This is a genomic window from Pseudomonas sp. TR47, from assembly GCF_044143025.1.
Classification (GTDB): domain Bacteria; phylum Pseudomonadota; class Gammaproteobacteria; order Pseudomonadales; family Pseudomonadaceae; genus Aquipseudomonas; species Aquipseudomonas putida_E.
Genome location: NZ_JBHFCS010000041.1, coordinates 1 through 15,459, shown reverse-complemented (window position 1 = coordinate 15,459; position 15,459 = coordinate 1). Strand labels below are relative to the sequence as shown.

Annotated in this window: 12 protein-coding genes and 1 tRNA gene; all 13 read right to left on the bottom strand. The window is 57.6% G+C overall.

Annotation, left to right across the window (positions count from 1 at the left end):
* Window positions 1-78: 78 nt before the first annotated feature.
* The 13 genes from fusA to ACEWE8_RS25415 all read right to left on the bottom strand — a co-directional run bounded on the left by fusA (window position 79) and on the right by ACEWE8_RS25415 (window position 15,389).
* Window positions 79-2,223 (bottom strand): elongation factor G, encoded by a 2,145-nt coding sequence (fusA, locus tag ACEWE8_RS25475; protein WP_046788136.1) that lies wholly within the window; start codon window positions 2,221-2,223, stop codon window positions 79-81.
* A 30-nt stretch (window positions 2,224-2,253) separates the two neighbouring features.
* Window positions 2,254-2,724 carry a 30S ribosomal protein S7 gene (gene rpsG / locus ACEWE8_RS25470; RefSeq protein WP_003246741.1) on the bottom strand — a complete coding sequence of 157 codons (471 nt, stop codon included), beginning with the start codon at window positions 2,722-2,724 and terminating at the stop codon, window positions 2,254-2,256.
* 106 nt (window positions 2,725-2,830) lie between these two features.
* Entirely contained in the window at window positions 2,831-3,202 is a 372-nt protein-coding gene (rpsL, locus tag ACEWE8_RS25465; protein ID WP_003255492.1) for a 30S ribosomal protein S12, read from the bottom strand.
* Window positions 3,203-3,413: 211 nt separating this feature from the next.
* Window positions 3,414-7,613, bottom strand: a complete 4,200-nt coding sequence (gene rpoC, locus ACEWE8_RS25460) for a DNA-directed RNA polymerase subunit beta' (RefSeq protein WP_039601744.1) — start codon at window positions 7,611-7,613, stop codon at window positions 3,414-3,416.
* 64 nt (window positions 7,614-7,677) lie between these two features.
* Window positions 7,678-11,751: a DNA-directed RNA polymerase subunit beta gene (gene rpoB / locus ACEWE8_RS25455; RefSeq protein WP_012316522.1), complete on the bottom strand. Its 4,074-nt coding sequence runs from the start codon at window positions 11,749-11,751 to the stop codon at window positions 7,678-7,680.
* Window positions 11,751-11,921 (bottom strand): hypothetical protein, encoded by a 171-nt coding sequence (locus tag ACEWE8_RS25450; RefSeq protein ID WP_155294789.1) that lies wholly within the window; start codon window positions 11,919-11,921, stop codon window positions 11,751-11,753. Before ACEWE8_RS25450 ends, rpoB begins: the two co-directional genes overlap by 1 nt.
* Window positions 11,922-11,970: 49 nt before the next feature.
* Complete coding sequence (gene rplL / locus ACEWE8_RS25445) at window positions 11,971-12,336, bottom strand: 50S ribosomal protein L7/L12 (protein WP_003255496.1); 366 nt, start codon at window positions 12,334-12,336, stop codon at window positions 11,971-11,973.
* A gap of 78 nt (window positions 12,337-12,414) precedes the next feature.
* Window positions 12,415-12,915 carry a 50S ribosomal protein L10 gene (gene rplJ / locus ACEWE8_RS25440; protein WP_012316523.1) on the bottom strand — a complete coding sequence of 167 codons (501 nt, stop codon included), beginning with the start codon at window positions 12,913-12,915 and terminating at the stop codon, window positions 12,415-12,417.
* 196 nt (window positions 12,916-13,111) lie between these two features.
* Window positions 13,112-13,807: a 50S ribosomal protein L1 gene (gene rplA / locus ACEWE8_RS25435; RefSeq protein ID WP_008089131.1), complete on the bottom strand. Its 696-nt coding sequence runs from the start codon at window positions 13,805-13,807 to the stop codon at window positions 13,112-13,114.
* Entirely contained in the window at window positions 13,807-14,238 is a 432-nt protein-coding gene (gene rplK, locus ACEWE8_RS25430; protein WP_003255500.1) for a 50S ribosomal protein L11, read from the bottom strand. Before rplK ends, rplA begins: the two co-directional genes overlap by 1 nt.
* Window positions 14,239-14,357: 119 nt before the next feature.
* Window positions 14,358-14,891 carry a transcription termination/antitermination protein NusG gene (gene nusG, locus ACEWE8_RS25425; protein WP_012316525.1) on the bottom strand — a complete coding sequence of 178 codons (534 nt, stop codon included), beginning with the start codon at window positions 14,889-14,891 and terminating at the stop codon, window positions 14,358-14,360.
* A gap of 9 nt (window positions 14,892-14,900) precedes the next feature.
* A complete protein-coding gene (gene secE, locus ACEWE8_RS25420) occupies window positions 14,901-15,269 on the bottom strand; it encodes a preprotein translocase subunit SecE (protein WP_046788137.1) in 369 nt (122 codons plus the stop codon).
* A gap of 44 nt (window positions 15,270-15,313) precedes the next feature.
* Window positions 15,314-15,389, bottom strand: a tRNA-Trp gene (locus ACEWE8_RS25415).
* Between the last annotated feature and the right edge of the window lie 70 nt (window positions 15,390-15,459).

The following is a 15,459-nucleotide window of genomic DNA, read 5'->3' as shown; positions in this document are numbered from 1 at the left end:
GGTGCCAACGTTAACGTGCGGAAGGGAACGATCAAATTTTTCTTTAGCCACGACAGTGAACCTCTTGCCTAAAGGGGATTAGCCTTGTTTTTTAACGAGTGCTTCGACGATGTTCGACGGAGCTTCGGCGTATTTGGAGAATTCCATGGAGTAGCTTGCGCGACCCTGAGACATGGAACGAACGTCGGTCGCATAACCGAACATTTCTCCGAGCGGTACTTCAGCACGGACGACGCGGCCGGAGACCGACTCATCCATACCCTGGACCAGACCACGACGACGGTTCAGGTCACCCATCACGTCACCCAGGTAGTCTTCCGGGGTTACAACTTCGACCTTCATGATCGGCTCGAGGACCACGCCACCGCCCTTCTGGGCCAGTTGCTTGGTTGCCATCGAAGCAGCGATCTTGAACGCCATTTCGTTGGAGTCGACGTCGTGGTACGAACCGTCGAATACCGTGGCCTTCAGGCCGATCAGAGGATAACCGGCAACGACGCCGTTTTTCATCTGCTCTTCGATACCCTTCTGGATCGGGGCGATGAATTCCTTAGGAATAACACCACCAACGACTTCGTTGGAGAACACCAGACCTTCGGTGATGTTGCCTTTCTCGTCCTGATCTGGCTCCGAGAAACGGATCCAGCAGTGACCGAACTGACCACGACCACCCGACTGACGAACGAACTTGCCTTCGATCTCAACGCCGGACTTGGTGATCTTCTCGCGATACGAAACTTGCGGCTTACCGATGTTGGCTTCGACGTTGAACTCGCGCTTCATGCGGTCAACGAGGATGTCCAGGTGCAGCTCACCCATGCCCGAGATGATGGTCTGGCCAGTCTCTTCGTCGGTCTTGACGCGGAACGACGGGTCTTCCTGGGCCAGCTTGCCCAGAGCAATACCCATCTTCTCCTGGTCAGCCTTGGTTTTCGGCTCGACGGAGAGCGAAATGACCGGCTCAGGGAAGTCCATACGCTCAAGAATGATTGGCTTGTCGGCGTTGCACAGGGTTTCGCCCGTGGTCACGTCCTTCATGCCGATCAGTGCCGCGATGTCGCCAGCGCGCACTTCCTTGATCTCTTCACGCTGGTTGGCGTGCATCTGCACCATACGACCAACGCGCTCTTTCTTGCCCTTGACCGAGTTGATGACCGAGTCACCGGAGCTCAGAACGCCGGAGTAGACGCGAACGAAGGTCAGAGTACCAACGAACGGGTCGGTCGCGATCTTGAACGCCAGAGCAGAGAACGGCTCGTTGTCGTCGGCGTGACGCTCGTCTTTACGAACAGCCGGATCGTCTTTGTCCAGGTCCTTGTCGTCCGGGTTGATACCCTGGATTGCAGGGATCTCGGTCGGAGCAGGCAGGTAGTCGATGACGGCGTCGAGAACCAGGGGAACGCCCTTGTTCTTGAACGACGAACCGCAGACAGCCGGTACGATTTCGCTGGCCAGGGTGCGCGCGCGCAGACCGGCTTTGATCTCTTCGACGGTCAGCTCTTCGCCTTCCAGGTACTTGTTCATCAGCTCTTCGCTGGACTCGGCAGCAGCTTCAACCATGTTGGAGCGCCACTCTTGAGCCAGCTCCAGCATATCGGCAGGAATTTCTTCCTCGCGATAAGTGGTGCCTTTGTCGTCGTCGTTCCAGTAGATAGCCTTCATCTTGATCAGGTCGACCTGACCCTGGAAGTTATCTTCCGAACCGATGGCCAGCTGAACAGGAACCGGGGTGTGACCCAGACGGTTCTTGATCTGACCTACGACGCGCAGGAAGTTTGCACCGGCACGGTCCATCTTGTTCACGTAAACAACACGTGGAACGCCGTACTTGTTGGCCTGACGCCATACGGTTTCGGACTGAGGCTCAACGCCGGAGGTACCGCAGAACACAACGACCGCGCCGTCGAGTACACGCAGCGAACGCTCTACTTCAATGGTGAAGTCAACGTGGCCAGGGGTATCGATGACGTTTACACGGTAGTTGTCGTACTGACCAACGGAACCCTTCCAGAAGGTGGTAACGGCAGCGGAGGTAATGGTGATACCGCGCTCCTGCTCCTGCACCATCCAGTCGGTGGTCGCGGCGCCGTCGTGCACCTCGCCCATCTTGTGGCTCAGACCTGTGTAGAACAGGATCCGCTCGGTAGTGGTAGTCTTGCCCGCGTCAACGTGGGCACAGATACCGATGTTACGGTAGCGGTTAATTGCTGTAGTACGAGCCATAAAGCCCTCGCAAAAATGTTGATGCTTGAATTAGAAGCGGTAGTGCGAGAACGCTTTGTTGGCTTCAGCCATACGGTGCACGTCTTCACGCTTCTTGACTGCAGCACCCTTGCCTTCGGCAGCATCCAGCAGCTCGCCAGCCAGGCGCAGAGCCATCGACTTCTCGCCGCGCTTGCGGGCGTAGTCTACGAGCCAGCGCATTGCCAGAGCGTTACGACGGGATGGACGAACTTCAACCGGAACCTGGTAAGTGGCACCGCCGACACGACGGGACTTTACTTCGACCAGCGGAGCGATGGCGTCGAGAGCTTTCTCGAAGATTTCCAGGGGGTCGCTGTTCTTGCGTGCTTTGACGGTATCCAGGGCACCGTAAACGATGCGCTCGGCTACGGCCTTCTTGCCGCTTTCCATCACGTGGTTCATGAACTTGGCGAGGATCTGGGATCCGTACTTCGGATCGTCAAGGATCTCACGTTTTGCTGCTACACGACGTCTTGGCATGATAAGCCCTCAAACGGTCTTCAGGTTAGCCCGGGACGTGGGTCTTCGACCCCTGCCCGACCTTACTCTTATCGACTCAAAAAAATGGATGTCTGCAAACGGCCGATTACTTCGGACGCTTGGTACCGTACTTCGAACGACCCTGGTTACGGCCTTTGACGCCCGAAGTATCCAGAGAGCCGCGAACGGTGTGGTAACGAACACCTGGCAAGTCTTTTACACGGCCGCCACGGATCAGGACGACGCTGTGCTCTTGCAGGTTGTGGCCTTCACCGCCGATGTACGAGGAAACCTCGAAACCGTTGGTCAGACGCACACGGCATACTTTACGCAGTGCCGAGTTAGGTTTTTTCGGCGTAGTGGTGTACACGCGGGTGCACACGCCACGACGTTGCGGGCAGTTCTGCAGCGCAGGAACGTCGGACTTTTCGACCGAACGCTTACGCGGCTGACGTACCAGCTGGTTGATAGTTGCCATCTACTAGCTCCACTGATTGTCTTGCGACTCTATTGTCTTGCAAGAAAGCCAAAAATTGGCGAGACGGAGCCTCACCAAATTTAAGGGTACAAAAGTCTAAAGAGGATCTTGCACCCAGTCAAGACAAGGCCCCGGCCCTCCCCGCCCGATCATCGGCAACATTTCATGTCTCCGATGACCGTTCGGGGCTTGCCGGGGCCCTGCCCTGTACTTAGTTACCGCTGGAATTCAGCGCTTCGGTCAGTGCGGCTTCCACCTCACTGGCACTTACGCGCAGCGGTTTGTCGGCTTCACGGCGACGCTTACGCTCGCTGTGGTAGGCCAGACCGGTACCGGCCGGGATCAGACGACCCACGACCACGTTCTCTTTCAGGCCGCGCAGGTAATCGCGCTTGCCGGTTACGGCCGCTTCGGTCAGCACGCGGGTGGTTTCCTGGAAGGAAGCCGCGGAGATGAACGACTCGGTCGAAAGCGACGCCTTGGTGATACCCAGCAACACACGGGTGAACTTCGAGACGAACTTGTCATCGGCGGCGAGACGCTCGTTCTCGACCAGCACCTGAGTCAGTTCCATCTGGTCGCCCTTGATGAAGCTGGAATCGCCCGACTCGGAGATCTCGACCTTACGCAGCATCTGACGCAGGATGGTCTCGATGTGCTTGTCGTTGATCTTAACGCCTTGCAGACGGTAAACGTCCTGGATCTCGTTGACGATGTATTTCGCCAGCGCGCTCACACCCAGCAGACGCAGGATGTCGTGCGGATCGCTCGGGCCGTCGGAGATAACTTCACCGCGGTTTACCTGTTCGCCTTCGAAGACGTTCAGGTGACGCCACTTCGGAATCAGCTCTTCGTACGGATCGCTACCGTCTGTCGGGGTAATGACCAGACGACGCTTGCCTTTGGTCTCCTTGCCGAATGCGATGGTGCCGCTGACTTCAGCCAGAATCGAGGCTTCTTTCGGACGACGCGCTTCGAACAGGTCGGCAACACGCGGCAGACCACCGGTGATGTCACGGGTCTTCGACGTTTCTTGCGGGATACGCGCAATAACGTCACCAACACCGATCTGTGCACCGTCAGCAACACCAACCAAGGCGTTCGCTGGCAGGAAGTACTGTGCAGGTACGTCGGTACCTGGCAGGTACAGATCCTTGCCATTGGCGTCGACCATCTTGATTGCCGGACGGATTTCCTTGCCTGCGGCAGGGCGATCCTTGACGTCCAGCACTTCGATGTTGGTCAGGCCGGTCAGCTCGTCGGTCTGGCGCTTGATGGTGATGTTTTCTTCCATGCCCACGAAGGTCACGGTACCTTTCAGCTCGGTAACGATCGGGTGGGTGTGCGGATCCCACTTGGCGACGATGGCGCCAGCTTCGACCTTGTCACCTTCCTTGACCGAAATCACCGCACCGTAAGGCAGCTTGTAACGCTCGCGCTCACGGCCGAATTCATCGGCAATGGCCAGCTCACCGGAACGCGATACGGCAACCAGGTTGCCATCGGCACGCTCGACCTGCTTCAGGTTGTGCAGACGCACCATACCGCCGTTCTTCACCTGGACGCTGTCGGCAGCCGAAGTCCGGCTTGCAGCACCACCGATGTGGAACGTACGCATGGTCAGCTGGGTACCAGGCTCACCGATCGACTGGGCAGCGATAACGCCGACAGCTTCACCGATGTTCACTTGATGACCGCGGGCCAGGTCACGACCGTAGCACTTGGCACAGATACCGTAGCGGGTTTCGCAGTTGATCGGCGAACGTACGACAACTTCGTCGATGCTGTTCAGCTCGATGAACTCGACCCACTGCTCGTCGACCAGGGTGCCGGCAGGAACGATGACGTCCTCGGTGCCTGGCTTGAACACGTCACGGGCGATGACACGGCCCAGTACACGCTCACCCAACGGCTCCACGACGTCACCGCCTTCGATGTGCGGAGTCATCAGCAGGCCGTGGTCGGTACCGCAATCGATCTCGGTTACAACCAGGTCTTGCGCAACGTCCACCAGACGACGGGTCAGGTAACCGGAGTTCGCAGTCTTCAACGCGGTATCCGCCAGACCTTTACGAGCACCGTGAGTCGAAATGAAGTACTGGAGTACGCTCAGACCTTCACGGAAGTTCGCAGTGATCGGCGTCTCGATGATCGAGCCGTCCGGCTTGGCCATCAGGCCACGCATACCGGCCAGCTGACGGATCTGTGCTGCGGAACCCCGCGCACCGGAGTCAGCCATCATGTACATCGAGTTGAAGGACTCTTGCTCGACTTCTTTGCCCTCGCGGTCAATGACCTTCTCTTTCGAGAGGTTGGCCATCATCGCCTTGGACACTTCGTCGTTCGCCTTGGACCACAAGTCGATGACCTTGTTGTACTTCTCGCCCTGGGTTACCAGGCCGGAGGCGTACTGGCTCTCGATTTCCTTCACTTCATCAGTGGCGCTGCCAATGATGCGTGCTTTTTCATCAGGGATGACGAAGTCATTCACACCGATGGAAACGCCGGAAATGGTCGAGTAGGCGAAACCGGTGTACATCAACTGGTCGGCGAAGATAACGGTCTCTTTCAGACCAACCACGCGGTAGCACTGGTTGATCAGCTTGGAGATCGCCTTTTTCTTCATCGGCTGGTTGACCACATCGTACGGCAGGCCTGCCGGTACAACCTGGAACAGCAGTGCACGGCCGACAGTGGTGTCGACGATGCGGGTGTTCTTGGTGATGCTGCCATCACGGTCTTTCACGGTCTCGTTGATACGGACCTTGATTTTCGCGTGCAGAGCGGCTTCGCCGGCGCGGAATACGCGGTCGACTTCCTGCAGGTCGGCGAACACGCGACCTTCGCCCTTGGCATTGATGGCTTCACGGGTCATGTAGTACAGACCCAGTACAACGTCCTGCGACGGAACGATGATTGGCTCACCGTTGGCTGGCGACAGAATGTTGTTGGTCGACATCATCAGCGCGCGCGCTTCAAGCTGTGCTTCCAGGGTCAGAGGCACGTGAACGGCCATCTGGTCACCGTCGAAGTCGGCGTTGTACGCAGCACAGACCAGCGGGTGCAGCTGAATGGCCTTGCCTTCGATGAGCACAGGCTCGAACGCCTGGATACCCAGACGGTGAAGGGTCGGTGCACGGTTCAGCAGTACGGGGTGTTCGCGAATCACTTCAGCGAGAACGTCCCATACCTCTGGCAGCTCGCGCTCGACCATCTTCTTGGCAGCCTTGATGGTGGTCGCCAGACCACGCATTTCCAGCTTGCCGAAAATGAACGGCTTGAACAGCTCGAGGGCCATCTTCTTCGGCAGACCGCACTGATGCAGACGCAGGGTCGGGCCTACGGTAATTACCGAACGGCCGGAGTAGTCCACACGCTTGCCGAGCAAGTTCTGACGGAAACGACCTTGCTTACCTTTGATCATGTCGGCCAGGGACTTCAGCGGACGCTTGTTCGAGCCAGTGATGGCGCGACCGCGACGGCCGTTGTCCAGCAGGGCGTCTACCGCTTCCTGCAGCATGCGCTTTTCGTTGCGCACGATAATGTCCGGCGCCGACAGATCGAGCAGGCGCTTCAGACGGTTGTTACGGTTGATCACCCGACGATACAGGTCGTTCAGGTCGGAGGTCGCGAAGCGGCCGCCATCCAGCGGAACCAGCGGACGCAGGTCCGGCGGCAGTACTGGCAGAACGGTCAGGACCATCCACTCAGGCAGGTTGCCCGAGCCCTGGAAAGCTTCCATCAGCTTCAGGCGCTTGGACAGCTTCTTGATCTTGGTTTCCGAGTTGGTCTGCGGAATCTCTTCGCGCAGGCGACCGATCTCGTGCTCCAGGTCGATAGCGTGCAGCAGCTCGCGGACAGCCTCGGCACCCATGCGGGCGTCGAAATCGTCACCGAACTCTTCCAGCGCTTCGAAGTACTGCTCGTCGTTCAGTAGCTGACCCTTCTCGAGGGTAGTCATGCCTGGGTCGATGACGACGTAGCTCTCGAAGTAGAGCACGCGCTCGATGTCACGCAGGGTCATGTCCATCAGCAGGCCGATACGGGACGGCAGCGACTTCAGGAACCAGATATGGGCAACCGGCGAGGCCAGCTCGATGTGCGCCATGCGCTCACGACGAACCTTGGCCAAGGCAACTTCAACGCCGCACTTCTCGCAGATCACACCGCGGTGCTTGAGGCGCTTGTACTTGCCGCACAGGCACTCGTAGTCCTTGACCGGGCCAAAGATCTTGGCGCAGAAAAGGCCGTCACGCTCAGGTTTGAACGTACGGTAGTTGATGGTTTCCGGCTTCTTAACTTCACCGAACGACCACGAACGGATCATTTCAGGCGACGCCAGACCGATGCGGATGGCGTCGAACTCTTCGACTTGACCCTGGTTTTTCAGCAAATTCAGTAGGTCTTTCAAGGCCTTTCCTCCTGGCGGAGCAGGAAGCGGGCTTTACCAGCCCCACTCCCCTTCGCGTCACGTGTTATTCGGTTTCCAGATCGATATCGATACCGAGCGAACGGATCTCTTTGATCAACACGTTGAAGGACTCGGGCATGCCCGGCTCCATACGGTGATCGCCATCCACGATGTTCTTGTACATCTTGGTACGGCCGTTCACGTCGTCCGACTTCACTGTGAGCATTTCTTGCAGGGTGTATGCCGCGCCGTATGCTTCCAGCGCCCACACTTCCATCTCCCCGAAACGCTGACCACCGAACTGCGCCTTACCACCCAGCGGCTGCTGGGTAACCAGGCTGTAGGAACCAGTGGAACGCGCGTGCATCTTGTCGTCCACCAAGTGGTTCAGCTTGAGCATGTACATGTAACCAACGGTCACAGGACGCTCGAACTTGTTGCCGGTGCGACCGTCGAACAGCACCATCTGGCCGCTCTCTGGCAGGTCAGCCAGCTTCAGCATGGCCTTGATCTCGCGCTCCTTGGCACCGTCGAAGACCGGAGTAGCCATAGGCACGCCTTTCTTCAGGTTATGCGCCAGGGCGAGGATCTCTTCGTCGGTGAACTCTTCCAGGTTCTCCTGACGACCCCCGATCTCGTTGTAGATCTCGGTGAGGAAGCCACGCAGCTCAGCGGCTTTGCGCTGTTCTTCGATCATGCGGTCGATCTTCTCGCCCAGACCTTTGGCCGCGAGGCCCAGGTGGGTTTCAAGGATCTGACCGACGTTCATACGCGAAGGTACGCCCAGCGGGTTCAGTACGACGTCGACCGGAGTACCGTTGGCATCGTGCGGCATGTCTTCTACCGGCATGATGACCGAGACCACACCTTTGTTACCGTGACGACCAGCCATCTTGTCACCCGGCTGGATGCGACGGCGGATGGCCAGGTAAACCTTGACGATCTTCAGTACGCCCGGTGCCAGGTCATCGCCCTGCTGCAGCTTGCGCTTCTTGTCTTCGAACTTGTCGTCCAGCAGGCGACGGCGATCGACGATGTACTGCTGAGCCTTTTCCAGCTGCTCGTTCAGTGCATCTTCAGCCATGCGCAGCTTGAACCACTGGCCGTGCTCCAGACCGTCCAGCACTTCGTCAGTGATCACGGTGCCTTTCTTCAGGCCCGCACCACCGTCGACCACTTGGCCGTTCAGGGCAGAACGCAGACGCTCGAAGGTTGCACCTTCGACGATACGGAACTCTTCGTTGAGGTCCTTGCGAATCTCGTCCAGCTGCATCTTCTCGATGGCCAGTGCGCGACTGTCGCGCTCAACGCCATCACGAGTGAAGACCTGTACGTCGATGACGGTACCCTTGGTGCCAGTCGGCACGCGCAGGGAGGTATCCTTAACGTCGCTGGCCTTCTCACCGAAGATCGCGCGCAGCAGTTTTTCTTCCGGAGTCAGCTGGGTTTCGCCTTTTGGCGTGACCTTGCCGACCAGGATGTCGCCAGCGCCGACTTCAGCACCTACGTAGACGATACCGGCTTCGTCCAGCTTGTTCAGCGCAGCTTCACCCACGTTCGGGATATCCGCAGTGATTTCCTCTGGGCCAAGCTTGGTGTCACGCGCCACACAGGTGAGTTCCTGAATGTGGATTGTGGTAAAGCGGTCTTCCTGAACCACACGCTCGGACAGGCAGATGGAGTCTTCGAAGTTGAAGCCGTTCCACGCCATGAACGCGATGCGCATGTTCTGACCCAGCGCCAGTTCACCCATGTCGGTGGACGGGCCGTCGGCCATGATGTCGCCGCGCGCAACCTTGTCACCTTTGCTAACCAGCGGACGCTGGTTGATGCAGGTGTTCTGGTTGGAGCGGGTGTACTTGGTCAGGTTGTAGATATCTACACCTGCTTCACCGGTCTCGACTTCGTCGTCAGCTACGCGAACGACGATACGGCTGGCGTCGACGGAGTCGATCACACCACCGCGACGAGCAACCACGCAGACACCGGAGTCACGGGCAACGTTGCGCTCCATGCCGGTACCGACCAGCGGCTTGTCAGCACGCAGGGTTGGTACAGCCTGACGCTGCATGTTCGAACCCATGAGTGCACGGTTGGCGTCGTCGTGCTCAAGGAACGGAATCAGCGAGGCAGCAACGGAAACAACCTGCTTCGGCGATACGTCCATCAGGGTGACGTCTTCCGGCGCCTTGACGGTGAATTCGTTCAGGTGACGAACGGCCACCAGTTCGTCGATCAGTTGCTTCTTGTCGTTCATCGCGGCCGAAGCCTGGGCGATGACGTGATCAGCTTCTTCGATCGCCGACAGGAACACGATGTCATCGCTGACCACGCCTTCCTTAACCACGCGGTACGGGCTTTCCAGGAAGCCGTACTGGTTGGTGCGGGCATAGGCCGCCAGGGAGTTGATCAGACCGATGTTCGGACCTTCAGGGGTCTCGATCGGGCACACGCGGCCGTAGTGGGTCGGGTGTACGTCACGGACTTCGAAGCCTGCGCGCTCACGGGTCAGACCGCCCGGGCCGAGTGCGGAAACACGGCGCTTGTGGGTGATCTCGGAGAGCGGGTTGTTCTGGTCCATGAACTGCGAAAGCTGGCTGGAACCGAAGAACTCTTTCACCGCCGCCGCAACCGGCTTGGCGTTGATCAGGTCCTGCGGCATCAGGCCTTCGCTTTCAGCCATCGACAGGCGTTCCTTGACCGCGCGCTCGACGCGCACCAGGCCAACACGGAACTGGTTCTCGGCCATCTCGCCGACGCAACGTACGCGACGGTTACCGAGGTGGTCGATGTCGTCGACGATGCCTTTACCGTTACGGATATCGACCAGGGTCTTGAGAACCTCGACGATGTCTTCCTTGCTCAGCACGCCCGAACCTTCGATCTCGGTACGACCGATACGACGGTTGAACTTCATGCGGCCTACGGCCGACAGGTCGTAACGCTCAGCGCTGAAGAACAGGTTGTTGAACAGGGTCTCGGCAGCATCCTTGGTTGGCGGCTCGCCTGGGCGCATCATGCGATAGATCTCGACCAGCGCTTCCAGTTGGTTGCTGGTGGTGTCGATCTTCAGGGTGTCCGAGATGAACGGACCGCAGTCGATGTCGTTGGTGTACAGCGTCTCGATGCGAACGACCTGAGCCTTGGCGATCTTGATCAGCAGCTCGGTGGTCAGCTCGGTGTTGCACTCGGCGATGATCTCGCCAGTGGCCGGATGCACAATGGCCTTGGCGGTGGTGCGGCCCAGGACGTATTCCATCGGAACGTCCAGCTGGTTCACACCGGCCTTCTCGAGCTGGTTGACGTGGCGCGCGGTAATACGGCGGCCCTGCTCAACGATGACCTTGCCGGTTTCGTCATGGATGTCCATGACCGCAACTTCACCACGCAGACGCTGAGGCACCAGTTCCAGGCTGAGTTTCTCGCCGGAAATATGGAACACGTTGGTGGTGTAGAAGGTGTTCAGAACCTCTTCGGTGCTGTAACCCAAGGCGCGCAGCAGTACCGAGGCCGGCAGTTTGCGACGACGGTCAATACGGACGAACACGCAGTCTTTCGGGTCGAACTCGAAGTCCAACCAGGAGCCGCGGTACGGAATGATGCGAGCGGAGTACAGCAGCTTGCCGGAGCTGTGCGTCTTGCCACGGTCGTGGTCGAAGAACACACCAGGCGAACGGTGCAGCTGGGAAACGATCACACGCTCGGTACCGTTGATAACGAAGGTACCGTTCTCAGTCATCAGGGGGATTTCACCCATGTAGACTTCTTGCTCTTTGATGTCCTTGATCGCTTTGTTCGACGATTCCTTGTCGAAGATAATCAGGCGCACCTTGACCCGCAGCGGGACCGCGAAGGTCACGCCACGCAGGACACATTCCTTCACATCGAAGGCGGGTTCGCCCAGGCGATAGCCTACGTACTCCAGGGCAGCATTGCCGGAGTAGCTGATGATCGGAAATACCGATTTGAAGGCCGCGTGCAGGCCGACGTCGCGGAACTGATCCTTGGATGCTCCCGCTTGCAGGAATTCGCGATACGAATCCAGCTGGATGGCCAGGAGGTAAGGCACATCCATGACGTCCGGCAACTTGCTAAAGTCCTTGCGGATACGTTTTTTCTCAGTGTATGAGTAAGCCATCAGCGTTCCCCAGCTTGGTCACCTGCTTGTTTGGCTTCTCCCGGCGGGAGCAGCCAGAAAATCGTGCAAACCCCTTGGTTTGCGCCACCCACATGGGTGTCTTGCAGCTTGTTATCGGGGCCGACCTGATCGGCCACCAATAACGGAAAAAGGCCGGTGGCATAAGCCACCAGCCATCAGCCTTTGCTCAACGCTCCGGCTGGAGTCGCAAAGTCGAGATTACTTCAGCTCGACTTTAGCGCCTGCTTCTTCCAGCTTCTTCTTAGCGTCTTCAGCGGCTTCTTTCGAAACGCCTTCAGCTACGACCTGAGGAGCGCCATCGACTTTCTCTTTGGCTTCTTTCAGGCCCAGACCGGTCAGCTCGCGAACGGCTTTGATCACGTTCACTTTCTTGTCGCCGGCTTCAACCAGAACAACGTTGAACTCGGTCTGCTCTTCAACAACGGCAGCAGCAGCAGCTGGGCCAGCAGCGGCAACAGCAGCGGTAACGCCGAAGGTTTCTTCCATAGCTTTGATCAGCTCAACAACTTCCAGAACGGTTTTCTGGCCGATTGCTTCGATGATTTGCTCGTTAGTCAGGGACATGACTTAAATCCTGTATTGGGGTGACAGCCTACGCAGCCATCAAATTAAACATATGATTTTGAAAGAGGTTACGCGGCCTTAGGCAGCAGCAGCTTCTTTCTGGTCGCGAACGGCCGCCAGAGTACGAGCCAGCTTGCTGGTAGCGCCTTGAATAACGCTCATCAGACGTGCGATAGCTTCGTCACGGGTCGGCAAGGTAGCCAGTACATCGATCTGGTTGGCGGCAATGAAATTGCCGTCAAACGCAGCTGCCTTGATCTCGAACTTGTCCTGACCCTTGGCGAACTCTTTGAACAGACGAGCAGCAGCGCCCGGGTGTTCGTTGGAGAAAGCAATCAGGGTCGGGCCTTTGAACGCGTCGTTGAGGATCGAATACTCGGTGCCTTCAACTGCGCGCTTGAGCAGGGTGTTACGTACGACACGTACGTATACGCCAGCTTCGCGGGCCTCTTTACGGAGTCCGGTCATTGCGCTTACAGTCACACCACGGGCATCGGCCACGACAGCGGACAGAGCGACTTTGGCAGCCTCGTTGACTTCAGCGACGATGGCTTTCTTGTCTTCGAGTTTAATTGCCACGGGTTTACTCCTGGTTTTTACCGTTTCATCTGGCCGAAGCCGGATGTCGTTTTGGTGTCTGATTCGGTAACGAATCGGGAGCACCATCTGCGTAGGCTTGAGGTTTAAGGCTTGCGCCGCCTACGGTCTTGGATAGCCCCCGCCAGGCAGGGACCCCAATTTTGCTGATGGCGCGACGGATCGCGCCATCATTGCCTTACGCGTTCAGCGAGCTCTGATCGATGACCAGACCTGGGCCCATAGTGGTGCTCAGGGTAACGCGCTTGACGTAGATACCTTTCGAAGAAGCCGGCTTGATACGCTTCAAATCAGCGATCAGGGCCTCAACGTTTTCCTTCAGCTTGCCAGCTTCGAAGCCGACCTTGCCAACGGAGGTGTGAATGATACCGTTTTTGTCGGTGCGATAGCGAACCTGACCGGCCTTGGCGTTTTTCACAGCCGTGGCAACATCAGGAGTCACAGTACCGACTTTCGGGTTAGGCATCAGGCCGCGAGGACCCAGAACCTGACCCAGCTGACCCACAACGCGCATGGCATCTGGCGATGCGATGACTACGTCATAGTTCAGGTCGCCGCCTTTCATTTCGGCAGCCAGATCGTCCATACCTACACGGTCAGCGCCGGCAGCCAGAGCGGCCTCAGCAGCTGGACCCTGGGTGAAGACAGCAACGCGTACGGTCTTGCCAGTGCCGTGTGGCAGCACAGTAGCGCTACGTACGACCTGGTCGGATTTACGCGGGTCAACACCGAGGTTGACAGCAACGTCGAAAGATTCGCTGAACTTCACGGTGGACAGTTCAGCCAGCAGCGCAGCTGCGTCTTCGAAGTTGTAAACTTTGCCAGCTTCGATTTTCGAAGCAATAGCCTTTTGGCGCTTGGTCAGCTTAGCCATTACACACCCTCCACGTTCAGGCCCATGCTGCGGGCAGAGCCAGCGATGGTGCGTACAGCAGCGTCCAGGTCAGCAGCGGTCAGATCAGCCTGTTTAGCTTTGGCGATATCTTCCAGCTGAGCACGGGTCACGGTACCGACTTTGACGGTGTTCGGGCGAGCCGAACCACTGGTCAGGCCAGCAGCTTTCTTCAGCAGAACCGAGGCAGGGGTGCTCTTGGTTTCGAAAGTGAAGCTACGGTCACTGTAAACAGTGATGATCACAGGAGTCGGCAGGCCGGCTTCTTGACCCTGAGTACGGGCGTTGAAGGCCTTGCAGAATTCCATGATGTTCACACCGTGTTGGCCCAGTGCTGGACCAACGGGTGGGCTTGGGTTGGCCTGGCCGGCCTTAACTTGCAGCTTGATGTAAGCCTGAATCTTCTTAGCCATGAGCTACTCCAATATCGGGTACGAACGCCAGATGGCTCCCCGGATGACTTGCGTTTTATCCCAGTGACGACAAAACCCCGCAGCACACAGGGCTGCGGGGTATGGGATGCTTCGTCCGCCTAGACCTTTTCGACCTGGCTGAACTCGAGCTCTACCGGAGTAGAGCGACCGAAAATGAGCACCGCCACCTGGAGGCGACTCTTTTCGTAGTTAACCTCTTCGACGTTACCATTGAAGTCAGCGAACGGACCGTCAATGACTCGAACCACTTCACCGGGCTCGAACAACGTCTTCGGCTTCGGCTTGTCACTACCATCGGCAACGCGACGCAGGATAGCCTCAGCTTCTTTATCAGTGATCGGTGCAGGCTTATCTGCAGTGCCACCAATAAAGCCCATCACACGAGGGGTGTCCTTGACCAAGTGCCAAGTCCCTTCGTTCATCTCCATCTGGACCAGAACATAGCCAGGGAAGAATTTACGCTCACTTTTGCGCTTCTGGCCGTTGCGCATTTCGACGACTTCTTCGGTCGGGACCAGGATCTCGCCGAAACCGTCTTCCATGCCTGCCAGCTTGACGCGCTCTATCAGGGAGCGCATAACATGCTTCTCGTAACCCGAGTAAGCATGCACAACATACCAACGCTTAGCCACGGGACACCTTTAGCCAACGATCAGGGAGACCGCCCAGCCGAGTAGGGAATCAAGACCCCACAGCAGCAGTGCCATAACCAGCACGACAGCCACGACAATTAGCGTGGTCTGGGTGGTTTCCTGGCGGGTCGGCCACACGACTTTACGGATCTCAGTACGAGCTTCCTTCGCAAGCGCAAAGAACGACTTACCCTTCGCAGTCTGCAGAGCTACAAAGCCTGCAACAGCAGCCAGGGCGAGAAGCGCAAGAACGCGGTACAGGATTGGGGAGGCGGAGTAATACTGATTACCCACTACACCAATAACCACCAAAGCCACTACAGCCAGCCACTTGAACAGATCAAAACGCGATTCTTGGGCTTCAGTTTTGGGAGTCATCGGGGAGGATCCTGTAAGAAGAAAGCCAATCACACTGAGGTGAATGGCAGGTCAGGAGGGAATCGAACCCCCAACCTACGGTTTTGGAGACCGTCGCTCTGCCAATTGAGCTACTGACCTGTAACGCTGTATCAGGCCGGCCATTATACCGGCCTGATCAAGTAAATCAACTACTTATTCGATAATTTTT

Coding starts and splice junctions, on each gene's coding strand:
- rpsL (WP_003255492.1), bottom strand. CDS start 3,202: ATGGCAACTATCAACCAGCTGGTACGTCAGCCGCGTAAGCGTTCGGTC.
- rplK (WP_003255500.1), bottom strand. CDS start 14,238: ATGGCTAAGAAGATTCAGGCTTACATCAAGCTGCAAGTTAAGGCCGGC.
- rplA (WP_008089131.1), bottom strand. CDS start 13,807: ATGGCTAAGCTGACCAAGCGCCAAAAGGCTATTGCTTCGAAAATCGAA.
- rpsG (WP_003246741.1), bottom strand. CDS start 2,724: ATGCCAAGACGTCGTGTAGCAGCAAAACGTGAGATCCTTGACGATCCG.
- secE (WP_046788137.1), bottom strand. CDS start 15,269: ATGACTCCCAAAACTGAAGCCCAAGAATCGCGTTTTGATCTGTTCAAG.
- fusA (WP_046788136.1), bottom strand. CDS start 2,223: ATGGCTCGTACTACAGCAATTAACCGCTACCGTAACATCGGTATCTGT.
- rplL (WP_003255496.1), bottom strand. CDS start 12,336: ATGTCCCTGACTAACGAGCAAATCATCGAAGCAATCGGCCAGAAAACC.
- rpoB (WP_012316522.1), bottom strand. CDS start 11,751: ATGGCTTACTCATACACTGAGAAAAAACGTATCCGCAAGGACTTTAGC.